The sequence below is a fragment of the Terrabacter sp. MAHUQ-38 genome, assembly GCF_014518425.1.
In the GTDB taxonomy this organism is placed as follows: Bacteria; Actinomycetota; Actinomycetes; order Actinomycetales; family Dermatophilaceae; genus Terrabacter.
This window is the reverse complement of sequence record NZ_JACVCU010000001.1, coordinates 273801-296710: the sequence shown is the minus strand read 5'-3', so window position 1 is coordinate 296710 and position 22910 is coordinate 273801. Positions and strand designations below refer to the sequence as shown.

The following is a 22910-nucleotide window of genomic DNA, read 5'->3' as shown; positions in this document are numbered from 1 at the left end:
CCCCGCCGGCGACGTCAGGCGTCGGGCCGGCGGGCGAGCACGAGGGCATCAGGAGATCCACACGAGACGAGACCGTATGCGTCGGGCGCCAGGCCGTCCACCCGTTTTCGGCCCGCCGTCGGGTCAGGCGAGGATGGCCGGACAGTCGGACGCACCCTCGCGGAGGATCCGCCGCTGCGTCGGCTTCGCCTCCTCGTAGCGGGTGCGGCCCGACGTGGTGATCTCGGCGAAGACGGAGCGGCGGTCGTCGGCGCACGCGGCGCGGGTCACGAGGCCCGCGGCGTCGAGTCGGGAGACGAGCCGGGAGAGCGCGCTCTGGCTGAGATGGGCACGCTCGCCGAGCTGGGCCATCTTGAGCTTGCCCTCGGGTGTGGCATAGAGCTGCTGGAGCACCTCGAACTCGCTGGCGCTGAGGTCGTGGGCAGCGCCGAGCTCGCGGTCGAGCGTGCACGTCAGGCGCTGGTAGCGACCCATGAGGTCGTGCCAGGCCGCGGCGAGGGCGTCATCGGTGGGCCGGGCCATGCCCCGGATCGTATCACAAGCACATGCATAAGATGTTTCTGCAAAATTTGCTTGTGCATTGAATGTATGCGCATGCATAGTGGTCGACATGACCTCCCACCTCGAGACCTCTCGACGTCCGGACACCACGGCCGCCACGGCCGCTCACACCAACCACGTGACCAACCACCCGCTCATCAACGACGCCCGTGGCTGGACCGGTCGCACCTGGGCCCTGCTCCTCGTCCTCTGCGGCGCGCTCTTCCTCGACGCCCTCGACATCTCCATGGTCGGTGTCGCGCTCCCCTCCATCGGCGGCGACCTCGGGATGGACCCGACGGCGCTCCAGTGGATCGTCAGCGGTTACGTCCTCGGCTACGGCGGCCTGCTCCTGCTCGGCGGTCGTGCGGCCGACCTGCTCGGCCGGCGCCGGGTCTTCCTCGCGGCCGTCGTCGTCTTCGGCGTCGCCTCCGTCGTGACGGCCGTGCTGAGCAACGACCTCGCGATCATCGCCCTGCGCTTCGTGAAGGGCGTGGCCGCCGCGTTCACGGTTCCCGCCGGACTGTCCATCATCACGACGACGTTCGCCGAGGGGGCCGCCCGCAACCGTGCACTGTCGATCTACACAGTCTCCGGCGCGAGCGGCTTCTCGCTCGGGCTGGTCTTCGGTGGCGTGCTCACCGAGCTCGGCTGGAGGGCAACGTTCCTGCTGCCCGGTCCGGTGGCCCTCGCGATCGCAGCCGTCGCCTGGCGCGTCGTCCCGCGTGCCGCCGTGCCCTCCTTCCGGCTGCGCGACTTCGACCTCGTCGGCGCCGTCACGGTGACCGGCGCCCTCCTGCTCACCGTCTTCACCGTCGTGGAGGCGCCCGGGCGGGGATGGGCCAGTGCGACGACGCTCGGCTCGGCCGCCGTCGCCCTGGCCCTGCTCGCGGCGTTCGTCGTCACCGAGCTGCGCCACCCCGCACCGCTCGTGCGACTGGGCATCCTCCGCTCGCCGTCGCTGGTCCACGCGAACGTCGCCGGGGCCGTCATGTTCGGCTGCTACGCGGCATTCCAGTTCCTCGTGACCCTCTTCCTCCAGGACACGCTCGGCTGGTCGCCGCTGTCGATGGCCCTCGCGTTCCTTCCCGCCGGCGTGCTCGTCGCGGCCAGCTCGCTCCACGTCGACAAGCTGCTCGCCGTCGTCCGCACGGAGGTGCTCATCGCGACGGGGCTCGCCGCGTTCTTCGCGGCCTACGTCCTCTTCTTCCGCGTGGGCCTCGACCTGTCGTACGCCGCCGTCCTCCTGCCGACGATGCTGCTCCTCGGGGTCGGCTTCGCCGTCGCGTTCCCGTCGATCAACGCCCAGGCCACCGCCGGCGTCGCAGACGACGAGCAGGGCCTGGCCTCTGGCCTGGTCAACACCTCCGTACAGGTCGGCGGCGCGATCATGATGGCCGTCGTCACGGCAGTCCTCGGCAGCCACGCCGGGCAGCGCGGCGCGGCAGGGGCGCTCGTCGGGCTGCACGCCGGCCTGCAGGTCATCGTCGGCCTCACCGTCGTCGGGGTCCTCCTCTCGGCGCTCATGCTCTACCGCGGCCGCCGCCCGCGCCTCGTCGCCCTCGACTGAGCGCACAACCCCGGGGCCGTGGGGGCGTCTCAGGGTCGCGTCCCGCACCGTCTCGGGGTCGGCTCAGGGTCGAGTCAGGACTGCACCCCATGGCCGCGGCTGCCCGCGCACCGGGAAGGTTGAGCCCATGATCACAGTTGAACGACTCACCAAGCGCTACGGCCCCTTCACGGCCGTCGACGACGTCTCGTTCGAGGTCAAGCCGGGTCTGGTCACCGGCTTCCTCGGGCCGAACGGTGCCGGCAAGACGACCGCGATGCGCGTCATGGCCGGCCTCACCCCCGCGAGCGCGGGCCGGGCCACGGTGCTCGGCAAGCCGTATGCCGCCCTGCCGAACCCGGGCCGCCACGTGGGTCTCCTCCTCGACGCCTCGGCGCAGCACGCCGGTCGCACCGGTCGTGAGGTGCTGACGCTCGGGGCCCTGCTCATGGGTGTCGGCAAGCACCGGGTCGACGAGATGGTCGAGCTCGTCGGCCTGACCGAGAAGGAGGCGAACCGTCGGGTCCGCAACTACTCCCTCGGCATGCGCCAGCGCCTCGGCATCGCCCACGCGCTCCTCGGCGACCCCGAGGTGCTCATCCTCGACGAGCCGGCCAACGGCCTCGACCCGGCCGGCATCCGCTGGATGCGCGACCTGCTGCGCGGCTACGCGAACGAGGGAGGCACGGTGCTGCTCAGCTCGCACCTGCTCAACGAGATCGAGCGCGTCGCCGACGAGATCATCGTCATCGGTCACGGCCGGATCGTCGCCGAGGGCACGAAGGACGAGCTGCTCGCGGGAGCCGGCACGTACACCCGCTCGACCGACGACGACGCCCTCCTGGCGGCGCTCGCGGCCGAGTCGGTCGTCGCACACCGAACGCCGACCGGCGGCCTGCAGGTCGACGCCGAACCCATCGCTGTCGGCCGGGTGGCCGCGGCCCACCAGATCGTCCTGACCGAGCTGCGCGGCGGCGGCAGCCGGGGTCTCGAGGAGATGTTCCTCGACCTCACGGCCGACGCCGCCCGAGAGGAGGTGGCGGCATGACCGCCACGACCACGAGTCCCGTTGCCGCACAGGTGTCCCCGACCGCAGAGTCGGCCCTGCCGACGGTGGCCAAGGTGCCGTCGCGCATCGCCGGTCCGCGGCCCACGACCGGGGTGCCGTTCACGCGCCTCATCCACGTCGAGCTGCGCAAGATGCTCGACACGAGGGCCGGCCGCTGGCTGCTCATCGGCATCGGCGCGATCATCGCGGTCGCGCTGACGATCATGTTCTTCAACGAAGGCGGCGAGCACGCGTTCGGCGAGTACCTCCAGGCCACGACGATGCCGATGGCGCTCATCCTCCCGGTCGTCGGCATCCTCGCCGTCACCGCCGAGTGGAGCCAGCGCACCGGCCTGGTCACGTTCGGCCTCGAGCCGCGCCGCATCCGGGTCGCCTGGGCCAAGACGCTCGCAGCGCTCTCCGTCGGGGTCTGCGCCTTCGCGCTCTCCCTCGTGCTCGCCGGCATCGCGCACCAGTCGGCCATCACCTTCCGCGGCATCACGGGCGACTGGTCGATCGACGCCCTCGCACTCCTCGGCGCGGGTGGCTACGTGCTGCTCGGAATCGCCCAGGGCGTCGGCTTCGGCATGCTCTTCAAGAACACGCCGGCGGCGGTCGTCGTCTACTTCGTCCTGCCGACCGCTTGGTCGATCCTCGCCTCGATGGTCTCCTGGCTGCGCGATGCCGCCACCTGGCTCGACATGAACCAGACGATGCAGCCCCTCTTCGAGGGCTCGCTGACCGGCGAGCAGTGGGCGCACCTCGGCACCTCGGTCGCCGTGTGGGTCATCGCACCGCTCGCGGTCGGCATCTGGCGCCTCACCCGCGCCGAGGTCAAGTAGCCGCACAGCAGGACACAGGGATGCCGCCCACCGAACGAGGTGGGCGGCATCCCTGCGCCACGGGAGCCGCTGCCGTCAGTGGGCGACGTGCGCAGCACCGCGCGCGCGGTGGTGTGTGTGAGCACTCGAATAGAGCGGGAAGCGGACCAGCATGACCGCCAGCATCAGCGGGCAGGCGAGCAGGCCGGTCTGCAGCGGGATCAGGTCGCTCTTGGCGACCAGGTCGAGCAGGTACGCCACGATGAGCAGCAGTCCCGCAGCCATCGTGGCTCCCGACATCTCCAGCGTCGGACCCCAGGCCATGCCCATGAACCGCATCCACGCGGCCATCGGCACGGAGAGGTTGACCGCGATGACCAGCGTCGTCAGCACGGGTGCCCGCTGAGCGAGGTCGGTGTAGCCGAGCAGCGCTGCGATGCCGAAGAACAGCACGCTGAGTCCGAACGCCCCCGCGCACATCACCATGCACATCTGGACGTAGTGCCAGACGAAACGTCCGACCTGCGGCAGGAGACCCGTCGCGGGATCGGAGTGGACCGGGCCTCCTCGGGCCCCCCTGTGTCGAACTGCGAGACCTCCCATGACGTCCTCCTTGGATCTGAGTGGACAGGGAACCTCGATGCAAGCGTGTGCTCCTCCTAGGTCCTCGACCAGTGGCGAAGGTCCCGGTGCGTGAGCGGCGATACGCGGTCGTGGGGGACTGAGGGCGCCGATAGGCTGGCCCGCGTGATCGACATCAAGCTCGTGCGCGACGAACCCGACCGGGTCCGCGCCTCGCAACAGGCCCGTGGAGAGGACCCGGGGATCGTGGACGCGATCCTCGCCGCCGACGAGCGCCGTCGATCGTCCCTCGGTGAGTTCGAGGCGCTGCGTGCCGAGCAGAAGACCGTCAGCAAGTCGGTCGGTGCCGCGATGGGCGCGTTCCAGAAGGCGAAGAAGGCCGGTGCCGCCGACGCCGAAGAGCTCGAGAAGGCCGCGCACGTGGCGCGCTCGAGGGCCGCGACGCTGAGCGACCAGGTCAAGGCGCTCGAGTCGACGGCCGACGAGGCCGGCGCCGAGCTCGAGACGCTGCTGCGGCGCGTCGGCAACGTCATCATGGACGGCGTGCCGACCGGCGGTGAGGACGACTACGTCGTGCTCGAGACCGTCGGGGCGCCAAGGGACTTCGCGGCCGAGGGCTTCGAGCCGCTCGACCACCTCGCGCTCGGCGAGAAGCTCGGCGCGATCGACATGGAGCGCGGTGCCAAGGTCGGCGGCGCGCGGTTCTACTACCTGACCGGGGTCGGCGCGATGCTCGAGCTCGCGCTGCTCAACATGGCGATGGCGCAGGCGACCGCGGCCGGTTTCACGCCGATGATCACTCCGACGCTGGCGCGGCCCGAGGTCATGGTCGGCGCCGGCTTCATGGACGCGCACGCCGAGGAGGTCTACCACCTGGCGGCCGACGACCTCTACCTCACCGGCACGTCGGAGGTCGCCCTCGCCGGCTACCACGCCGACGAGATCATCGACCTCACGAGCGGCCCCAAGAGGTATGCCGGGTGGTCGGCCTGCTACCGCCGCGAGGCAGGGTCGCACGGCAAGGACACCCGCGGCATCATCCGGGTGCACCAGTTCCACAAGGTGGAGATGTTCAGCTACTGCAGGCCCGAGGACGCCGAGGCCGAGCACCAGCGCCTGCTCGGCTGGGAGCGCGAGATGCTCGGGAAGATCGAGGTGCCGTACCGCATCATCGACACCGCCGCGGGTGACCTGGGCGGCCCGGCTGCTCGCAAGTTCGACTGCGAGGCGTGGGTGCCGACGCAGGGCAAGTACCGCGAGCTGACGTCGACGTCGAACTGCACGACGTTCCAGGCTCGGCGCCTGAACACGCGCGAGCGAGACCCGAACGGGTCGGGCACGCGTGCGGTGGCGACGCTCAACGGCACCCTCGGCACGACGCGCTGGCTCGTCGCGATCCTCGAGAACCACCAGCAGGCCGACGGCTCGGTCGTGGTCCCCGAGGCCCTGCGCCCCTTCCTCGGCCTCGACGTCCTCAAGCCCCTCACCTGACGACTCGGCGCAGCCTCTCCGGCATCCGATGTATCTGCGCGGCCTCTGGCCCGCGCGGATACATCGATCCGCGGAGGGTGCCGGGTCAACCAGCGGTTCGGTAGGTGATGCCGAGTTGTCTCGTGACCTCGTCGAGGGCGCGCATGTTGGCCTGTACGGCGGAGGGTGGGTGCAGGGGTGAGGTGAGCTCGCCGGCGCCCACGCACCGGGCGACCTCGAGCGCCGAGTGGAAGAGCGCGCCGTGACCGATCGGCTCGGGATCGGTCCACGCCACCGTGCGTGAGCCGTCGGCCGAGGTGACGACGACGTCGCCCGGCTGGAAGAACGGGCCGGGCAGGGTCAGGCTCGCAGCCCTGCCGGCGATCGTGGCGGACGTCGGCGTACGCGTGAGCAGGGTCGTGTGGAGCACGCTCGTCGCGTGGCCGGCGTGGGTCAGCACCATCGCGGCCTGGCCGTTGACACCGCTGGGCGTCATCTCGCCGGTCGCGTGGACCGACGTCGCCGGGCCGAGCGCCCACGTGGCCAGGGTCGTGACGTAGGTGCCGAGGTCGAGCAGCGACCCGCCCGCCATCGCCGGGTCGAGGATCCGGTGCGGCGGCTCGAAGTGCTCCCCGTGGTCGGCCAGGACCGTGCGCACGTCGCCGAGCATCCCGAGGTCCAGCACCTGGCGCACGACGTCGAACCGGGGCAGGAAGAGCGACCACATCGCCTCCATGCAGAAGACCCCGGCGGTGGCTGCGGTGGACGAGATCTCCTGCGCCTCAGTCGCATCGAGGCCGATCGGCTTTTCGACCAGGACGTGCTTGCCGCCCCGGGCCGCGAGCAGGGCCCCGTCGCGGTGCAGGTGGTGCGGGGTCGCGACGTAGACGACGTCGACATCGGGGTCGTCCACGAGGGCTGCGGCACTCCCGTGCGCCCGTTCGATGCGGTTGGCGGCCGCGAAGGCCCGCGCAGACTCGACGGTCCGCGACCCGACGGCGACGACCCGCTGCGTCGTCGACGCCTGGAGCGAGGCGACGAACCGCGTCGCGATCCAGCCGGTGCCGAGCACGCCCCAGCGCAGGCTGGGCACGGAGTCGGCCGGGGGCCGGCGCGGGGCGGGGAGGGAAGCGAGCAGCGGGACGGGGGACACGGCATACCTTGTCGGGGTCGTGGGCGGTGGCGCGCCCGCCGGGTCACCGCTCGTCGAGCATGACCTCGATCGAGTAGTCCTGGGCGCGGTAGCAGTGGTCCCCGTACTCGACGGGTCCGCCCACGGCGTCGAAAGCCGTGCGCGTCATCGTGAGGACCGGCTGGGACGGGGTGAGCCCCAGGTGCTTGCGCTCGGACGCCGACGGCTGGCGGGCGCCGATGCGCTGGTGTGCGACGACCGGTTTGCCACCCCGGGCGCGGAGGAGGGCGTAGAGGCCGTCGTTCTCGAGCTCGGTGCGGGTGATGTCGGAGTATGCGGGCGGGAGCCAGTTGCGCAGGATCGCGAGGGGGCGGTCACCGTCGAGGCGCAGCCGCACGAGCTTGAGCAGCGGGGTCTCCGCCGGTAGCCCGAGGGCGGTCGCGGCCACCTCGTCGGTCGTCAGCTCGTGCGTCAGCACCTCGGTGCGCGGGTCGCCGGAGCCCTCGCGGCGCAGGTCGTCGTAGAGGCTCGTCAGCTCGGCCCGGCGGTGGATCTGGCGACCCGCGACGGTCGTTCCGAGCCCGCGCCGTCGCAGCAGCAGACCCTGCGCGACAAGCTCCTGGATCGCCCGGCGGACCGTCGGGCGGGAGAGCCCGAGACGGTCCGCCATGGCTACCTCGTTCTCGAAGGCGTCGCCCGGCTGCAGCTCGCCACCGGCGATCGCCGCGCTCAGCTGCTCGGCCAGCTGGTGGTACAGCGGGACGGGCGTCTCGCGGTTGATGCGGACGTCGACGGGCTTTGCCATGTCGGCAGACTAGGACAAAGTGCGAGCTTGCGAGGATGTGGTCATGTCATGACACGCTCGCGTCATCACCTCGGACTCTTGACGACGAGCACCGGGGCGTCCGCGTCGAGGATGATGTTCTGCGCGACGCTGCCGAGGAACGCCTTCCCGACGGGGGAGCGGCGGCGCGCCCCGATGACGAGCAGGTCCGGCGCAAGCCGGCTGACCTCGCCGAGGATCGCCTCCGACACGTCGCCGATGTCGTGGCCCCCGGCGACGAGCCGCACGTCCCAGGCGAGGTCCGGCAGCGACGCCGACACCAGGGCCTTCTCCACCGCGTCGGAGATGCCGGCGCGGTTGGCATCGGCGATGTCGTTGTCGAGCGAGTCGACGACGTGGATGACGACGAGGTCGGTCCCCCGGAAGGACGCCTGGCGGGCGGCCTCCTCGAGGGCCAAGGAGCCCGAGCTGCGGGTCTGGTGCGCGACAACGACGCTCATGAGCTCGCCCCGTTCACTTCTGCAGCTCGTGCGAGAGCTCGGTGAGCTCGTCCCCGCCGGCCATCTGCCTCGTCAGCTCGTCGAGGGCGACCTCGGAGCGCTTCCTGTCGAGCACCGCCTGGCCGAGCTTGAGGATGACGAAGTGGTTGCCGACGAGGTACGCGTGGTGCGGGTTGTGCGTGATGAAGACGACGCCGAGGCCGGCGTCTCGCGCGGCCGCCGTGTACTTGAGCACCACGCCGGACTGCTTGACGCCGAGCGCTGCCGTCGGCTCGTCGAGGATGAGCACGCGCGCCCCGAAGTAGACGGCCCGTGCGATCGCCACACACTGGCGCTGGCCGCCGGAGAGCGTGCCGATGGGCTGGTCGATGTCCTTGACGACGACTCCCATCTTGCGCAGCTCCTCGTCGGCGATGCGCTTCATGTCGGCGATCTTGAGGCTCGCGAACGGTCCACGACCACCGACGAGCTCGGAGCCGAGGAAGAAGTTGCGCCACACCTCCATGAGCGACACGACCGCGAGGTCCTGGTAGACGGTCGCGATGCCGTGGTCGAGGGACTCACGCGGCGACGAGAAGGAGACCTCCTTGCCGTCCACCTTCATGGTGCCCTCGTTGTGCGGGTGCAGGCCGGCCATGATCTTGATCAGGGTCGACTTTCCGGCGCCGTTGTCGCCGAGGACGCACGTCACCTCGCCGGCCCGGACCGTCAGGTTGATGCCCTTGAGGGCGCGGATCGCGCCGTAGGTCTTGCCGACGTTCTTCATGTCGATGAGCGGCTCGCCCGAGTGCAGCTGCGGGTCCGCGTGCTCGGCCAGGGTGTCAGTCATGTCAGCCCACCTTTCGGGCGGTCGAGAGCTTCTTGACGTAGAGGTTGACCATCACGGCGAGCAGGAGCATGACGCCGAGGAAGGCGCGGAACCAGTTCGGGTCCCACCCGGCGTAGACGATGCAGAGGCTGGTCATGCCGAAGATGAAGGCGCCGATGGCCACACCGATGGCATTGCCGAAGCCGCCGGTGAGCAGGGTGCCACCCACGACGGCCGCGATGATGTAGAGGAACTCGTTGCCGATGCCGTTGCCGGCCTGGAGGGTGTCGAACTTGTAGAGCGTGTGCATGCCGATGAACCAGCCGAGGAACGACACGGTCATGAAGAGGCCGATCTTGACCCCGCGCACCGGCACGCCGACGGCGCGCGCCGAGTCCGCGTTGCCACCGACGGCGTAGATCCAGTTGCCGATCCGGGTGCGCTGGAGGATCCAGGCCGACAGCGCGACGAAGAGGAACCACCAGAGCACGGTGGCCTCGACCGTGACGCTGCCGATCTTGAAGCTCGAGGCGAAGATCGCGTCGAGCGCCTTGTAGCCGTCCATCTGGTTGATGTTCGGCGTCGACACCGAGCCGGTCACGAGCTTGGTCACGCCGAGGTTGGCGCCCTGCAGCACGAAGAAGGTGCCCAGGGTTATGAGGAAGCTCGGTATGCCGGTCCTCACCACCAGGTAGCCGTTGAGGAAGCCGATGGCGAGGCTGAAGACGAGGGAGAGCGCGGCCCCGACGATGAGGTTGATGCCGAGCTGGTAGCAGAACATCGCGTTGACGAGGCCCGCCGTGGTGACGATGACACCGGCCGACAGGTCGAACTCGCCGCCGATCATGAGCATGCCGACCGCGACGGCGACGATGCCGATGGTGGAGCTCTGGTAGAGCACCGTGAAGAACGACGCGGGCGAGCGGAAGGCTGGTGCGACGGCGAGGAAGAAGATGAAGATGACGACGGCTGCGACGAGCGCTCCGACCTCGGGTCGCGCGAGCAGCCGGTTCGACCAGCCGAGCGTGACCCTGTTCGATGCCTCGGTCGGCGCCGTGGGCGGCGTCGTGACGGTTTGACTCATGGACCTCTCCGATCCGTTGACGTGCGGTCAGTGGAAGACGATGAGGCGGCCGGCCCGGGGAGCCGGCCGCCTCGACGGGTCAGCGGGTGTTGTTCTTCGCGAACGGCAGGATGGTGTCGATGTTCGACGCGTCGACGAATGACGGGCCCGTGAGGACGGGCTTGCCGCCGCCGATGTCGTTGCCGTTCTTCTTGTTGAGGTACAGCGCCTGGACGGCGAGGTAGCCCTGCACGTACGGCTGCTGGTCGATCGAGAACTCGATCTTCTTGTCCTTGATCGCCTGGGCGGCGTCGACGTTGAGGTCGAAGGTGACGAGCTTCGCCGAGCTGCTGGCCGCGTCCATCGCCTTGAGGGCGTCGAGCGCGATCGGCGCGCCCAGCGTGACGATGTAGTCGATCGACTTGTCCTGGGCGAGCTTGGCCTGCAGGGCCGAGACGACCGACGGGTCATCGGCGCCGTTGACCTGGATGTTCTCCGTGGCGGCGACGCCCTTCTTGACACCGGCGCAGCGGGCCTCGAGGGCCACCGAGCCGGCCGCCTGGATGACGCACAGCACCTTCTTGCCGCCGGCCTCGGCGATGCGCTTGCCGGCGGTCTCACCGGCGAGGTTCTCGTCGGACCCGAAGTACATGCTGGCGCCGACCTGGGCGTACTGGTCGATCCCGGAGTTGAAGGCGACGACGGGGATGCCGGCGTCATCGGCGGACTTGACGGCGCCGGCCAAGGCGTCGGGCGTGGCCAGCGTCGTGGCGATGCCGTCGACCTTCGAGTCGACGGCGTTCTGGATGAGGGTCGCCTGCTTCGCCGGGTCCGGGTCGTTCGAGTACTTCAGGGTGATGCCGTTGTTCTTCGCGGCCTGGTTGGCGCCGGCCTTGATCTTGTCCCAGAAGGTGTCACCGGGGGTCTCGTGCGTGATCATCGCGACGGTGTAGCCGGAGTTGTCGCCGGCGCCGCCACCAGAGCCTGCGGCAGCTTGCTGCGCGGCGGGTGCGCCGCCGCCGCTGCACGCGGCGAGCGCGAGGGCGGCAGCGGTGGCCAGGCCGGCGACGACGGTCAGTCGCTTCCGAGTCCGAGTCGGAGTCATCGTTGATTCCTTTCGTTGCGTCGCGGTCGCCCGGTCGCCGGAGTGGCGCGACGTTCTGTGACGGTGGGTCCGTCGATCGAGGGGGTTGCGGCTGGGCCGCGGTGCCGGATGTCCGGCGACGACGTCGTCGACGGACAGTCGGGATCCGCGGGATCCGTGGGCACGTCTCTTGAGATCTGGTTGGTCCCGCGGACGAAGCAGCTGCGGGACGGTGGGGCGAGGTCTTCGCCCGGGCTTCAGGACCACGACGAGCGACGGCGCGCTGGTGACCGGCGTCTCTCGCGCCGGCTCCGCCGTCGTGGGCGGACATCGGTTCGGTGTCCGCGGGTCCGGGCGTCGGTGCCAGCGATGGCAGAATGCTCCTGATCAACTCGTCATGTCAAGAGATTGAGCAAACATCATAATGTCCTAACATTTGCTTGACAGTGCCCCGGGCGCGGCAGGACCATCGTTGTCGACAGGGCAGCGAGGCCGATGTAGCGCGCAGTCCGGACCACGGGCGACGAGCACCACCGGCTCTCCGCCCACGACATCACCCAAGGGAGTGTGCACATGCGCATCGGACTGGCCGGAGTCGGCCGCATCGGGGCCTTCCACGCCGAGACCCTCCGCGACCTGACCGACGTCGACGAGGTCGTCGTCGCCGACCTCGACCCCGCGGCCGCGGAGGCCGTGGCCGAGCGTCTGGGGGTCGGCTTCGCAGCATCGCCGGCCGCGCTGCTCGCCCAGGGCGTCGACGGGTTCGTCATCGCCACGGCTACCCCTGGGCACGCCCCGATGCTGCGGCTCGGTCTGGAGGCCGGTGTGCCCACCTTCTGCGAGAAGCCCATCGCGGGCACGCTCGAGGAGACGATGGACCTCGCCAAGCTCGTCTCGCAGAGCAGCACCCCGGTCCACGTCGGGTTCCAGCGCCGCTTCGACCGCGGCTACCAGCGCGCGCAGCGCGCGGTCGCGGCCGGCGAGCTGGGCTTCCTGCACAGCATCCGCGCCCAGACGCACGACCAGGCTCCGCCGCACGCCTCCTACATCCCCACGAGCGGCGGCCTCTTCCGGGACTGCTCGATCCACGACTTCGACATCATCCGGTTCGTCACCGGCCGCGAGGTCGCCTCCGTCTACGCGACGGGCGCCAACAAGGGCGCGGGGTTCTTCGCCGAGGCCGGTGACATCGACACGGCCGCGGCCGTCCTGACCCTCGACGACGGAACTCTCGTGTCGCTCTCCGCCACGCGCTACAACGGTGCGGGCCACGATGTACGCATGGAGGTGCTCGGGAGCGAGGGGACGATCGGAGTGGGTTATGACGACTCGCTCGCCGTCACCTCGGCCGAGCCGGGCGCGACGTACCCGTCCGGGCCACGCCACTGGTCGTTCATGGAGCGGTTCCTGCCGGCCTACCGCGCCGAGCTGACCGCCTTCGCCGCCGTGGCGCGCGGGGTCCTCGCCCCGCCGTGCACCGCCGACGACGCACTCCAGGCCTTCCGGGTCGCCGAGGCGTGCGAGCTGTCGCGCCACGAGGGTCGCCCCGTCTCGCTCGACGAGATCCCGAGCCTGTGAAGGACCGTGTGAACGACATGGACGCGATGGACACCACCACCCCGGCCCGCGGCGACACGGCATACGACGTCGTCGCCATCGGGCGCACCGGCGTCGACATCTACCCGCTCCAGCACGGCGTCGGGCTCGAGAAGGTGCGCACGTTCGAGAAGTTCCTCGGCGGCAGCGCGACGAACGTGGCCGTGGCCGCTGCGCGGCACGGTCACCGGACCGCCCTCGTCACCCGCACGGGGCGTGACGCCTTCGGCCGCTACATCCACGAGGCGCTGCGCGACTTCGGTGTCGACGACGCGTACGTGTCGGCCGTCGACGGACCGCCGACGCCGGTCACCTTCTGCGAGGTCTTCCCGCCGGACGACTTCCCGCTGTACTTCTACCGCTACCCGACCGCGCCCGACCTGATGATCGAAGCAGACTCCCTTCCGCTGCAAGCGATTCGGGGCGCCGGCGTCTACTGGTCGACCGTGACGGGGCTCTCCCAGGAGCCCAGCCGCGCGGCCCACTTCCGGGCGTGGGAGGCACGCGGGCGTCGCGCCCACACGGTGCTCGACCTGGACTACCGTCCGATGTTCTGGACCGACCCCGCCGAGGCCGGCGAGCAGGTGGACCGGGCCCTCGACCACGTGACCGTGGCCGTCGGCAACCGCGAGGAGTGTGAGGTGGCCGTCGGCGAGACGGAGCCGCAGCGCGCGGCCGACGCGCTCCTCGAGCGCGGCGTCGAGCTCGCCGTCGTCAAGCAGGGCCCCAAGGGGGTGCTCGCAGCGACCCGCGACGAGCGCGTCGAGGTCCCGCCGTTCCCCGTCGAGGTCGTCAACGGCCTCGGCGCCGGGGACGCCTTCGGCGGTGCCCTGTGCCACGGCCTCCTCGAGGGCTGGGACCTGCGTCGCGTCCTCGAGTTCGCCAACGTCGCCGGGGCCATCGTCGCCAGCCGGCTCGAGTGCTCGACCGCCATGCCCACCTCCGCCGAGGTCGAGGCGCGCCTCGCCGGCGCGTCCCCGTTCGCCACCGTCGCCGAGGAGGCACGATGACCACCACCGAGCACACCCCCCGCACCTCCCGCAGCGTCGCGGTCGCCGACCTCACCGAGATCCGGGTCCGTGAGCCGGGACGCATCGCCGCGGCCTGGGCCGCGCGCCGACGCCGCCCGCTCGTCGGCCGGGACGGCCGTCTCCTCGTCGTCGCCGCGGACCACCCCGCCCGCGGCGCCCTGGGAGTCCGCGGCGCGGGCTCGGCGATGGCGAGCCGGAGCGACCTGCTGGAGCGGCTCGCGACCGCGCTCGCGCGTCCCGGCGTCGACGGCGTGCTCGGCACGCCGGACGTCCTCGACGACCTCCTCCTGCTCGGCGCCCTCGACGACAAGCTCGCCATCGGGTCGATGAACCGCGGCGGCCTGCAGGGTGCCTGCTTCGAGCTCGACGACCGCTTCACCGCCTACAGCGCGCACGAGATCGCGGCGCGCGGTCTCGACGGCGGCAAGATGCTGACGCGCATCTGCCTCGACGACCCAGGCACCGTGGCCACGCTCGAGGCCAGCGCCCGCGCCGTCACCGAGCTCGCGGAGCACCAGCTCATGGCGATGGTCGAGCCGTTCATCTCCGTGCGCGAGGGTGGCCGGGTCGTCAACCAGCTCGACCCCGACTCGACGATCAAGTCGATCCACATCGGCGCCGGCCTCGGCGCGTCCAGCGCCCACACGTGGCTCAAGCTGCCCGTCGTCGACGAGCTCGAGCGCGTCATGGACGCCACGACCCTGCCCACGCTGCTGCTCGGGGGCGATCCCCAGGGCGACCCGCACGAGACGTATGCGTCGTGGGGCCGGGCGCTCGACCTGCCCGCCGTGCGCGGGCTCGTCGTCGGGCGAGCCCTGCTGTTCCCGCCTGACGGTGACGTCGCCGCGGCTGTCGACATCGCGGCCGGGCTCGTGCACGGTGGTTCCGGAGGTGGCTCATGACGTGGCACCGCCCCTTCGGCACGGTGGGGGGCGACGGATGGGACGTCGTCGTCGAACCCGACGCGTCCGGCTGGGAGCACACGGGGATGTATGCCGGTCGGCTCGCCGACGGGCAGTCGCGTGGGCTCGACGCGGGGCTGCGTGAGCTCGTCGTCGTGCCGCTCGAGGGGTCGGTGCTCGTGACGAGCGACGACGCGGCCGGGCGACACGAGGCGACGTTGGCCGGTCGCCCCTCGGTGTTCACCGGCGCGACGGACGTGGCCTACGTGCCGGCAGGCTCGCGTCTGTCGGTGACGGCGGTCGGTCCAGCGCGGGTGGCGCTCGTCTTCGCGGTCACCGAGACCGCCGAGCCGCGCTTCGCCTTCCGGCACGTGCGCGCCGACGAGGTGCCGGTCGAGCTGCGCGGCGCCGGCATCGCGTCGCGGGAGGTGCGCAACTTCGGCATCCCCGGCGTGCTCGAGGCCGACTCCATCATCGCGTGCGAGGTCGTGACCCCCGCCGGAAACTGGAGCTCGTGGCCGCCCCACAAGCACGACGAGGAGCGCCCGGGCGAGGAGACCCAGCTCGAGGAGATCTACTACTTCGAGGTGGCTCCCCAGGCTGGGACGCCATCAACGGCAGCCACGGATCCCATTGGCTACCAACGCGTCTACGGCACCGAGCACCGACCCATCGACGTCCTGGCCGAAGTCCGCTCGGGCGACGTCGTCCTCGTGCCGCACGGCTGGCACGGTCCCGCGATGGCGGCGCCGGGCTACGACCTCTACTACCTCAACGTCATGGCCGGTCCCGGCGAGGAGCGCGCCTGGCTCATCTGCGACGACCCTGCCCACGGCTGGGTCCGCGACACGTGGTCGGCCCAGCCGGTCGACCCCCGACTCCCGCTTGGAGGCTCTCGATGACGAGCGCGACCCCGACCGCTTCGACCGGCGAGACCGTGCGCCTGACCGTGGCACAGGCCGTGGTGCGGTTCCTCGCGAACCAGTGGAGTGAGCGCGACGGCGAGCGGCAGAAGCTCTTCGCCGGCTGCTTCGGCATCTTCGGCCACGGCAATGTCGCCGGCCTGGGCCAGGCCTTGCTGCAGAACGAGCTCGCCGACGGCGACGAGCACCTTCCCTACGTGCTGGCTCGCAACGAGCAGGCGATGGTCCACACGTCGGTCGGCTACGCGCGCCAGAAGGACCGCCTCCAGACATGGGCGTGCACTGCCTCGGTGGGTCCGGGCTCGACGAACATGTTGACCGGCGCGGCCCTCGCGACGATCAACCGCATCCCGGTCCTGCTCCTGCCGTCGGGCACGTTCGCGACCCGCGTCAGCTCCCCGGTGCTCCAGGAGCTCGAGGCGCCGTATGCCGCCGACGTGACGGTCAACGACGCCTTCCGCCCGCTGTCGAGGTTCTTCGACCGGGTGAGCCGTCCCGAGCAGCTGCCGTCGGCGCTGCTCGGTGCGATGCGGGTGCTCACCGACCCCGTCGAGACGGGCGCCGTGACGATCTCGCTGCCGCAGGACGTGCAGGCCGAGGCGCACGACTGGCCGGTCGAGCTCTTCGCGCCGCGCGTGTGGCGGGTGGCCCGCCCGGTGCCGGAAGCCGTCGACATCGCCGACGCGGCGCGGGTCATCCGGTCGGCGCGCCGGCCGCTCGTCGTCGCCGGTGGTGGCGTCCACTACTCCGGCGCGGAGGAGGCGCTGCGCGCGCTGGCCGAGCAGACCGGCATCCCCGTGTGCGAGAGCCAGGCCGGCAAGGGCTCGCTCCCGCACGGTCACCCGCAGCAGATGGGTGCGGTCGGCTCGACGGGAACGACCGCCGCCAACGCCCTCGCTGCCGAGGCGGACGTCGTGGTCGGCATCGGCACGCGCTGGAGCGACTTCACCACCGCCTCACGGACTGCCTTCCAGGACAAGGGTGTCCGCTTCGTCAACATCAACGTGGCCCGCTTCGACGCGGGCAAGCACGCGGGTCTCGCGGTCGTGGCCGACGCGCGCGAGGCGCTCACGGCGCTCGCCACGGCCCTCGACGGGTATGCCGTCGACGACGCCTACCGTGAGCGCCAGGCCGCGCTGTGGTCCGAGTGGGACGCCTCGGTCGAGGCCGCCTACCACCCCGCCCCCGAAGTGACCGACCGGCTGGCCGACGGGCTGCTGACCCAGGGCCAGGTGCTCGGCGCCGTCAACGAGCTGACCGACCCGCGCGACGTCGTGCTGTGCGCGGCCGGCTCGATGCCCGGTGACCTGCACAAGCTGTGGCGGGTGCGAGACCGCAAGGCGTACCACGTCGAGTACGGCTACTCGTGCATGGGCTACGAGGTGCCGGCGTCGATCGGCATCCGGCTCGCCGACGAGTCGCGCGACGTCTTCGCGATGCTCGGCGACGGTGGATACCTCATGATGCCGACTGAGCTCGTCACCGCCGTTCAGGAACGCGTCAAGGTCATCGTCGTCCTCGTGCAGAACCACGGCTTCCACTCGATCGGGTCGCTCTCGGAGTCGCTCGGATCGCAGCGGTTCGGCACCTCGTACCGGTTCCGCGGGGAGTCGTCCGGGCGTCTCGACGGCGACGTACTGCCCGTCGACCTCGCCGCGAACGCCCGGTCGCTCGGCGCCCACGTCATCGAGGTGCACTCGCTCGACGAGCTGCACCAGGCGATCAAGGAGGCCAAGGCGGCGCCGGCCGACGGTGGTCCCGTCGTCATCCACGTCGAGACCGACCCGCTCGTCCACGCCCCCGACAGCGCGTCGTGGTGGGACGTGCCGGTCTCGGAGGTCAGCTACCTCGACACGACGCGGACGGCATACGCGGAGTACACCGACCACAAGGCCACCCAGCGTCCCCTCATCAGCCCGACGAGCGCCCCGACCAGCCCGGAGTCCCTGTCATGAAGCTCGCCATCGACCCGTACATGTTCCGCGAGACGACCTCGCTGCTCGAGCTGCCCGGTCTCGTGGCCGACCTCGGCTACGAGTGGATCGAGCTGTCGCCGCGCGAGGACTTCATCCCCTTCTTCAACCACCCCCGGGTCGACGACGCCGGGGTCGCCGCCTTCAAGAAGGCGCTGTCCGCGGCCGGTGTGGGCGTGTCGTCGGTACTGCCGCTCTTCAGGTGGTCAGGCCCCGATGAGGAGGACCGCCAGGCGGCCGTGCGCTACTGGAAGCGCGCGATCCAGATCGCGTCCGACCTCGGCGTCGACACGATGAACTCCGAGTTCAACGGCAACCCGCGCGAGGCCGCCACCTGCGAACGGCAGTTCTGGAAATCGATGGAGGAGCTGCTCCCCGCCTTCGAGAAGGAGGGCATCCGGCTCGTGCTAGAGCCGCACCCCGACGACTGGGAGGAGGACGGCAAGAAGGCGGTCGACCTGATCCGCGGGATCAACAGCCCGAACGTCTCGTTCCTCTACTGTGCGCCGCACACGTTCCACCAGGGCAACGACTGCGACGGGATCATGGACAAGGCGGGCGACCTGCTGACGATGGTCCACGTCGCCGACGCCTATGACCACACCGCCTCGTCGGGCCTGCGCTACATCGTCAACCCGCCCGGCTCGCAGGTGACGGTGCACCAGCACCTCGACATCGGCCAGGGCGAGGTCGACTTCGGACAGTTCTTCGCCGGCCTCGAGCGCATCGGCTTCGACGGCATCGTCACCTCGTGCGTATTCGCCTGGGAGGACCGTGCCCGCGAGTCGAGCACCTACATGCGCGACACCATCCGCTCCTACCTCGACAAGTGGGACACCGCGCCCACGTTCGTCGCCCCCTGAGTCGTCACTGAGCCGGCCACCCGGCATACCCCCGTCTTGTTGTTGCTCCGACCTGAAGGACACCCCATGAGCACGCCAACCCGCATCACCCACCTCATCGACGGCCGGCCGTGGACCGGCACCGCCGAGCGCACGTCACCTGTCTACAACCCCGCCACCGGTGAGCAGACCGGCGCCCTCGACCTCGCGTCGGCCGCGCTCGTCGGCGACGTCGTGAAGTCCGCCGCCGCCGCGTGGGAGGGCTGGGCCGACGCCTCCCTCGCCAAGCGGTCGGGCGTGCTCTTCGCCTTCCGCGAGCTGCTCAACGAACGCAAGGAGGAGATCGCGGCCCTCATCACGGCCGAGCACGGCAAGGTGCTGAGTGATGCCCTCGGCGAGGTGACCCGCGGCCTCGAGGTCGCCGAGTTCGCCTGTGGCATCCCGCACCTGCTGCGCGGGGGCTTCTCCGAGAACGCCTCGACGAACGTCGACGTGTACTCGATCCGCCAGCCGCTCGGCGTGGTCGCCGTGATCTCGCCGTTCAACTTCCCGGCCATGGTGCCGATGTGGTTCATCCCCATCGCCATCGCGTGCGGCAACGCGGTCGTCCTCAAGCCGTCGGAGAAGGACCCGTCGGCGGCGCTCGCCGTCGCGGCACTCTGGAAGGAGGCCGGCCTGCCCGACGGCGTCATGCAGGTCGTCAACGGCGACAAGGAGGCCGTCGACGCGCTGCTCACGCACCCTGACGTGAAGTCGGTGTCGTTCGTCGGCTCGACGCCGATCGCGAAGTACGTCTACGAGACCGGCACGGCGCACGGCAAGCGGGTCCAGGCCCTCGGCGGCGCGAAGAACCACATGCTCGTGCTCCCCGACGCCGACCTCGACCTCGCCGCCGACGCGGCCGTCAACGCCGGTTTCGGCTCGGCGGGGGAGCGCTGCATGGCGATCTCGGCCCTCGTGGCCGTCGAGCCCATCGCCGACGAGCTGATCTCGAAGATCAAGGATCGCATGGGCAAGCTCGTCACCGGCGACGGCACGCGCGGCTGCGACATGGGCCCGCTCGTGACGTCACAGCACCGCGACAAGGTCACGTCGTACCTCGACGCCGGCGTGGCCGAGGGTGCAACGCTCGTCGTCGACGGGCGGGAGGCCGAGTTCGAGTCGGACGGCGAGGGCTACTTCCTCGCGCCGACGCTCTTCGACAACGTCAAGCCCGGCATGTCGCTCTACGACGACGAGATCTTCGGGCCGGTGCTGTCGGTCGTGCGGGTCCACTCCTACGACGAGGGTCTCGAGCTCATCAACAGCAACCCCTACGGCAACGGGACGGCGATCTTCACCAACGACGGCGGCGCGGCCCGCAAGTTCCAGCGCCACGTCCAGGTCGGCATGGTCGGCGTCAACGTGCCGATCCCGGTCCCCGTGTCGTACTACTCCTTCGGCGGGTGGAAGAACTCGCTCTTCGGCGACACCCACGCCCACGGCATGGAGGGCGTCCACTTCTTCACCCGCGGCAAGGTCGTCACGTCCCGCTGGCTCGACCCGAGCCACGGCGGCCTCAACCTCGGCTTCCCCCAGAACGACTGACCCGCGCCCCCGCGCCCCACCACACCCCTCGAGAGGACCCAGAACAATGGCCGAGTCCAAGGCCCGCAACACCGACGAGCGTTACAGCAAGCTGACCATCGGCGTGTGCCCCGACCAGTGGGGCGTCTGGTTCCCCGAGGACGACAAGCAGATCCACTGGGAGACGGCCCTCGACGAGATGGCCGAGGCCGGCTTCTCCGTCATGGAGACGGGACCCTTCGGCTACTTCCCCAAGGACCCGAAGCGGCTCCAGGAGGAGATGGACAAGCGCGGCTTCCGAGTCGTCGCGGGCACCGGGTGGGGCATCCTGCACAAGCCGGAGGCGTGGGCGGAGACCGAGAAGACGTTCCGCGAGATCGCCGAGACGCACGCCGCCGTCGGGGCGGAGTACATCGTGCACCTGCCGCCGATGTTCCGCGACGAGAAGACGTGGGCCTACACGGACGACCGCGTGCTGTCGACGGAGGCCTGGAACGCGTACATCTCCAACGCCGACAGGCTCGGCCGCATCATGAAGGAGGACTACGGCCTCCAGATGGTGCTGCACCCGCACGGCGACAGCCACATCGAGACGCCGGCGGACATCGACCGCGTCTTCCAGGCGACCGACCCCGACTACGTCGGCTTCTGCCTCGACACCGGGCACATCGTCTACGGCGGCGGTGACCCGATGGAGCTCTGCCGGAAGTACCCCGAGCGCATCTCCTACGTCCACATCAAGGCGATGGACGAGGGCCTCGTGAAGCAGGCCCACGACGAGGACTGGCCCTTCGGCCTCGCGGTGGCCAAGGGCTGCTCGGTCGCGCCGCCGGCCGGTGCGCCCGACATGCCGTCTCTCGTCGACGCGCTCGCCGACCTCGACAAGGAGCTCTACGTCGTGTGCGAGCAGGACATGTACCCGTGCGACCCGTCCTACCCGCTGCCCAACGCCATCCAGACGCGCGAGTACCTCGCATCCGTCGGCCTCGGCCTCAAGTGACGAAGGAGTCCTGAGATGACAGTTCGTATCGGGATGATCGGCCCCGGAGGCATGGGGCAGGCGCACATCGACCGCATCCACACCGTCATCGCCGGAGGGCGCGTCGTCGCCGTCAGCGACGTCGACGAGGTGCGGGCCAAGGAGGTCGCTTCGCGCATCGGTGGGACGGCGTACGCCGACTCGGCGAGTCTCATTGCCGCCGACGAGGTCGACGCGGTGATGATCTGCAGCTACGGACCGGCCCACGAGGTCGACGTGCTGGCCGCGATCGCCGCCGGCAAGCCGGTCTTCTGCGAGAAGCCGCTCACGCCGACCGCCGACGCCGCGCTGCGGATCATGGAGGCGGAGGAGGCGGGCGGCCGGCGTCTCGTGACGGTCGGCTTCATGCGGCGGTTCGACCGCAGCTACCGGCAGATGAAGGAGCTGCTCGACTCCGGCGAGCTCGGCGAGACGCTCATGGTGCACTGTGCGCACCGCAACCCGACCGTGCCGGAGCACTACACGTGGGACATGGCGATCAACGACACCGCGATCCACGAGATCGACACTCTCCGTTGGCTGCTCGGTGAGGAGTTCGTCTCAGCGCGCGTCGACAAGCCGAAGAAGACGTCGCTGCGTTTCGAGCACCTGCAGGATCCCTTGGTGCTGGTGCTCGAGACGGAGTCCGGCGTGCGCGTCGACGACGAGATCTTCGTCAACTGCCAGTTCGGCTACGACATCCGGTGCGAGGCCGTCGCCGAGAAGGGCACGGTCAGCCTCGGCGACCAGAACGCGATCGTCGTGCGCGACGGCGCCGGGGTGCGCAACTCCATCGCCCGCGACCACAACGACCGCTTCTGGGGGGCCTTCGTCACCGAGGTCCAGGAGTGGGTCGACGCTGTCGCCGTGGGCGAGCACACCGGGTCGACGTCGTGGGACGGGTATGCCGCCGCGTGCGTGTGCGACGCCGGCGTGCGTGCGCTCACCGACGACGGCGTCGTCAAGGTCGAGATGATCGCGAAGCCCGACTTCTACGCCTGATTCCCTTGGCCAACGAGGCCCGGCCGGTCCGAGCAGAGCCGGCCGGGGCTCATGGCATTCTGGGGGTGTCCGTCAAGCCCGACGGACTTGACCCCGTACTCCGCCTGGGCGCTCGTGAAGCTTCGAACTTCAGCTGGCCGGATGGCCACGCCTTTGCGAGGCCGTGGAGTCGACCTCCTGGCTGTGCGATCGTGGGCCGGTGGCAGACGAGTGGCCGAGCGCCCGGCGTGGGGTAACCCCGTGACGGCCCAGCTCCAACAGCACGCAGGGCAGCAGGAGCAGCGGCTCTGGTGGTACCAGCAGCCTTTGACCTTCCGTGGTTTCTCAGCCGAGGGAACGTCGGCGGGACGATGACCTACTTCTGGACCGGCGTCGGCGTGTTGCTCGTGGTCGGCATCGGCCTGATCGTGTGGGGCTCGCAGTCGGGGCCGGGACGGTCCGGGCTCGATGTCTCGGCGCGGCGAGCCGCCGAGATGAAGGTGGGCGCGCTCTTCGTGGGCGTTTCCCTGGGCGCACTGGTGATTGCCTATCTCGCTGCCTACTGGCCCTAGGCCGCGGCCCTCGTTCGCCGGAGGTCGTTCGCTCGTGGCGCTTTCCGCAAGCATCGACCAAGGGCCCGCGGTCGCCTCGCGGCGGATGGACGGGTCCAGTCGCATCTCGTACGTGAGCATCCTTA

At 70.4% G+C, this 22910-nt stretch carries 22 protein-coding genes; 14 read left to right on the top strand and 8 right to left on the bottom strand.

All coding sequences use genetic code 11. From position 1 onward, the window contains the following. Positions 1 to 123: 123 nt before the first annotated feature. Positions 124 to 522: a MarR family winged helix-turn-helix transcriptional regulator gene (locus H9I49_RS01445; protein ID WP_188028520.1), complete on the bottom strand. Its 399-nt coding sequence runs from the start codon at positions 520 to 522 to the stop codon at positions 124 to 126. 88 nt (positions 523 to 610) lie between these two features. Between H9I49_RS01445 and H9I49_RS01440 the strand changes: the two genes are divergently transcribed. The 3 genes from H9I49_RS01440 (at position 611) to H9I49_RS01430 (ending at position 3979) form a co-directional block, all read left to right on the top strand. After that, a complete protein-coding gene (locus tag H9I49_RS01440) occupies positions 611 to 2110 on the top strand; it encodes an MFS transporter (RefSeq protein WP_188028519.1) in 1500 nt (499 codons plus the stop codon). A gap of 127 nt (positions 2111 to 2237) precedes the next feature. Continuing rightward, a complete protein-coding gene (locus tag H9I49_RS01435; RefSeq protein WP_188028517.1) occupies positions 2238 to 3137 on the top strand; it encodes an ABC transporter ATP-binding protein in 900 nt (299 codons plus the stop codon). After that, positions 3134 to 3979: an ABC transporter permease gene (locus H9I49_RS01430; protein ID WP_188028515.1), complete on the top strand. Its 846-nt coding sequence runs from the start codon at positions 3134 to 3136 to the stop codon at positions 3977 to 3979. Before H9I49_RS01435 ends, H9I49_RS01430 begins: the two co-directional genes overlap by 4 nt. Before the next feature lie 75 nt (positions 3980 to 4054). Here H9I49_RS01430 and H9I49_RS01425 read toward each other — a convergent pair whose 3' ends face one another. Next, positions 4055 to 4561, bottom strand: a complete 507-nt coding sequence (locus H9I49_RS01425) for a hypothetical protein (protein ID WP_188028513.1) — start codon at positions 4559 to 4561, stop codon at positions 4055 to 4057. A 144-nt stretch (positions 4562 to 4705) separates the two neighbouring features. Between H9I49_RS01425 and serS the strand changes: the two genes are divergently transcribed. Next, complete coding sequence (gene serS / locus H9I49_RS01420) at positions 4706 to 6031, top strand: serine--tRNA ligase (protein ID WP_188028511.1); 1326 nt, start codon at positions 4706 to 4708, stop codon at positions 6029 to 6031. A gap of 85 nt (positions 6032 to 6116) precedes the next feature. Here the strand turns inward: serS and H9I49_RS01415 are convergent, their stop codons facing one another. The 6 genes from H9I49_RS01415 to H9I49_RS01390 all read right to left on the bottom strand — a co-directional run bounded on the left by H9I49_RS01415 (position 6117) and on the right by H9I49_RS01390 (position 11402). Continuing rightward, on the bottom strand, positions 6117 to 7163 hold the full coding sequence (locus H9I49_RS01415) for a Gfo/Idh/MocA family protein (RefSeq protein ID WP_370587382.1): 1047 nt from the start codon (positions 7161 to 7163) through the stop codon (positions 6117 to 6119). A 43-nt stretch (positions 7164 to 7206) separates the two neighbouring features. Then, a complete protein-coding gene (locus tag H9I49_RS01410) occupies positions 7207 to 7947 on the bottom strand; it encodes a GntR family transcriptional regulator (protein WP_188028509.1) in 741 nt (246 codons plus the stop codon). A gap of 65 nt (positions 7948 to 8012) precedes the next feature. After that, complete coding sequence (locus tag H9I49_RS01405; RefSeq protein WP_188028507.1) at positions 8013 to 8426, bottom strand: universal stress protein; 414 nt, start codon at positions 8424 to 8426, stop codon at positions 8013 to 8015. A gap of 13 nt (positions 8427 to 8439) precedes the next feature. Next, complete coding sequence (locus tag H9I49_RS01400; protein ID WP_188028506.1) at positions 8440 to 9255, bottom strand: ATP-binding cassette domain-containing protein; 816 nt, start codon at positions 9253 to 9255, stop codon at positions 8440 to 8442. 1 nt (position 9256) lies between these two features. Continuing rightward, positions 9257 to 10318 carry an ABC transporter permease gene (locus H9I49_RS01395; protein ID WP_188028504.1) on the bottom strand — a complete coding sequence of 354 codons (1062 nt, stop codon included), beginning with the start codon at positions 10316 to 10318 and terminating at the stop codon, positions 9257 to 9259. Positions 10319 to 10397: 79 nt separating this feature from the next. Continuing rightward, the gene (locus H9I49_RS01390) at positions 10398 to 11402 is read right to left on the bottom strand and encodes a substrate-binding domain-containing protein (protein WP_188028502.1); all 1005 of its coding nucleotides are present in this window, start codon (positions 11400 to 11402) and stop codon (positions 10398 to 10400) included. A gap of 552 nt (positions 11403 to 11954) precedes the next feature. On the opposite strand from H9I49_RS01390, the gene H9I49_RS01385 reads away from it, so the two are divergent. The 10 genes from H9I49_RS01385 to H9I49_RS01340 all read left to right on the top strand — a co-directional run bounded on the left by H9I49_RS01385 (position 11955) and on the right by H9I49_RS01340 (position 22785). After that, positions 11955 to 12959: a Gfo/Idh/MocA family oxidoreductase gene (locus H9I49_RS01385; protein ID WP_188028501.1), complete on the top strand. Its 1005-nt coding sequence runs from the start codon at positions 11955 to 11957 to the stop codon at positions 12957 to 12959. Positions 12960 to 12976: 17 nt separating this feature from the next. Then, positions 12977 to 13987 (top strand): 5-dehydro-2-deoxygluconokinase, encoded by a 1011-nt coding sequence (iolC, locus tag H9I49_RS01380; RefSeq protein WP_255523644.1) that lies wholly within the window; start codon positions 12977 to 12979, stop codon positions 13985 to 13987. Next, the gene (locus tag H9I49_RS01375; RefSeq protein ID WP_188028497.1) at positions 13984 to 14910 is read left to right on the top strand and encodes a deoxyribose-phosphate aldolase; all 927 of its coding nucleotides are present in this window, start codon (positions 13984 to 13986) and stop codon (positions 14908 to 14910) included. The genes iolC and H9I49_RS01375 overlap by 4 nt, the downstream gene beginning before the upstream one ends. Beyond that, positions 14907 to 15812, top strand: coding sequence for a 5-deoxy-glucuronate isomerase (iolB, locus tag H9I49_RS01370; protein WP_188028495.1), 906 nt, complete (start codon positions 14907 to 14909; stop codon positions 15810 to 15812). Before H9I49_RS01375 ends, iolB begins: the two co-directional genes overlap by 4 nt. Beyond that, the gene (gene iolD, locus H9I49_RS01365) at positions 15809 to 17788 is read left to right on the top strand and encodes a 3D-(3,5/4)-trihydroxycyclohexane-1,2-dione acylhydrolase (decyclizing) (RefSeq protein WP_188028492.1); all 1980 of its coding nucleotides are present in this window, start codon (positions 15809 to 15811) and stop codon (positions 17786 to 17788) included. The genes iolB and iolD overlap by 4 nt, the downstream gene beginning before the upstream one ends. Beyond that, complete coding sequence (locus tag H9I49_RS01360) at positions 17785 to 18669, top strand: sugar phosphate isomerase/epimerase (protein ID WP_188028490.1); 885 nt, start codon at positions 17785 to 17787, stop codon at positions 18667 to 18669. Before iolD ends, H9I49_RS01360 begins: the two co-directional genes overlap by 4 nt. Before the next feature lie 66 nt (positions 18670 to 18735). Further along, positions 18736 to 20235, top strand: coding sequence for a CoA-acylating methylmalonate-semialdehyde dehydrogenase (locus tag H9I49_RS01355; RefSeq protein ID WP_188028489.1), 1500 nt, complete (start codon positions 18736 to 18738; stop codon positions 20233 to 20235). A gap of 46 nt (positions 20236 to 20281) precedes the next feature. Beyond that, positions 20282 to 21214 (top strand): TIM barrel protein, encoded by a 933-nt coding sequence (locus H9I49_RS01350; RefSeq protein WP_188028488.1) that lies wholly within the window; start codon positions 20282 to 20284, stop codon positions 21212 to 21214. Positions 21215 to 21229: 15 nt separating this feature from the next. Further along, complete coding sequence (locus H9I49_RS01345) at positions 21230 to 22234, top strand: Gfo/Idh/MocA family protein (protein ID WP_188028486.1); 1005 nt, start codon at positions 21230 to 21232, stop codon at positions 22232 to 22234. Positions 22235 to 22584: 350 nt separating this feature from the next. Beyond that, positions 22585 to 22785, top strand: coding sequence for a hypothetical protein (locus H9I49_RS01340; protein ID WP_188028484.1), 201 nt, complete (start codon positions 22585 to 22587; stop codon positions 22783 to 22785). Positions 22786 to 22910 lie beyond the last annotated feature (125 nt).

What these genes read in the sequence shown, in the direction of transcription:
- H9I49_RS01445 (WP_188028520.1), bottom strand. Translation starts at nt 522, where the DNA reads ATGGCCCGGCCCACCGATGACGCCCTCGCCGCGGCCTGGCACGACCTC.
- H9I49_RS01440 (WP_188028519.1), top strand. Translation starts at nt 611, where the DNA reads ATGACCTCCCACCTCGAGACCTCTCGACGTCCGGACACCACGGCCGCC.
- H9I49_RS01435 (WP_188028517.1), top strand. Translation starts at nt 2,238, where the DNA reads ATGATCACAGTTGAACGACTCACCAAGCGCTACGGCCCCTTCACGGCC.
- H9I49_RS01430 (WP_188028515.1), top strand. Translation starts at nt 3,134, where the DNA reads ATGACCGCCACGACCACGAGTCCCGTTGCCGCACAGGTGTCCCCGACC.
- H9I49_RS01425 (WP_188028513.1), bottom strand. Translation starts at nt 4,561, where the DNA reads ATGGGAGGTCTCGCAGTTCGACACAGGGGGGCCCGAGGAGGCCCGGTC.
- H9I49_RS01410 (WP_188028509.1), bottom strand. Translation starts at nt 7,947, where the DNA reads ATGGCAAAGCCCGTCGACGTCCGCATCAACCGCGAGACGCCCGTCCCG.
- H9I49_RS01405 (WP_188028507.1), bottom strand. Translation starts at nt 8,426, where the DNA reads ATGAGCGTCGTTGTCGCGCACCAGACCCGCAGCTCGGGCTCCTTGGCC.
- H9I49_RS01400 (WP_188028506.1), bottom strand. Translation starts at nt 9,255, where the DNA reads ATGACTGACACCCTGGCCGAGCACGCGGACCCGCAGCTGCACTCGGGC.
- H9I49_RS01395 (WP_188028504.1), bottom strand. Translation starts at nt 10,318, where the DNA reads ATGAGTCAAACCGTCACGACGCCGCCCACGGCGCCGACCGAGGCATCG.
- H9I49_RS01390 (WP_188028502.1), bottom strand. Translation starts at nt 11,402, where the DNA reads ATGACTCCGACTCGGACTCGGAAGCGACTGACCGTCGTCGCCGGCCTG.
- H9I49_RS01385 (WP_188028501.1), top strand. Translation starts at nt 11,955, where the DNA reads ATGCGCATCGGACTGGCCGGAGTCGGCCGCATCGGGGCCTTCCACGCC.
- iolC (WP_255523644.1), top strand. Translation starts at nt 12,977, where the DNA reads ATGGACGCGATGGACACCACCACCCCGGCCCGCGGCGACACGGCATAC.
- H9I49_RS01375 (WP_188028497.1), top strand. Translation starts at nt 13,984, where the DNA reads ATGACCACCACCGAGCACACCCCCCGCACCTCCCGCAGCGTCGCGGTC.
- iolB (WP_188028495.1), top strand. Translation starts at nt 14,907, where the DNA reads ATGACGTGGCACCGCCCCTTCGGCACGGTGGGGGGCGACGGATGGGAC.
- iolD (WP_188028492.1), top strand. Translation starts at nt 15,809, where the DNA reads ATGACGAGCGCGACCCCGACCGCTTCGACCGGCGAGACCGTGCGCCTG.
- H9I49_RS01360 (WP_188028490.1), top strand. Translation starts at nt 17,785, where the DNA reads ATGAAGCTCGCCATCGACCCGTACATGTTCCGCGAGACGACCTCGCTG.
- H9I49_RS01355 (WP_188028489.1), top strand. Translation starts at nt 18,736, where the DNA reads ATGAGCACGCCAACCCGCATCACCCACCTCATCGACGGCCGGCCGTGG.
- H9I49_RS01350 (WP_188028488.1), top strand. Translation starts at nt 20,282, where the DNA reads ATGGCCGAGTCCAAGGCCCGCAACACCGACGAGCGTTACAGCAAGCTG.
- H9I49_RS01345 (WP_188028486.1), top strand. Translation starts at nt 21,230, where the DNA reads ATGACAGTTCGTATCGGGATGATCGGCCCCGGAGGCATGGGGCAGGCG.
- H9I49_RS01340 (WP_188028484.1), top strand. Translation starts at nt 22,585, where the DNA reads ATGACCTACTTCTGGACCGGCGTCGGCGTGTTGCTCGTGGTCGGCATC.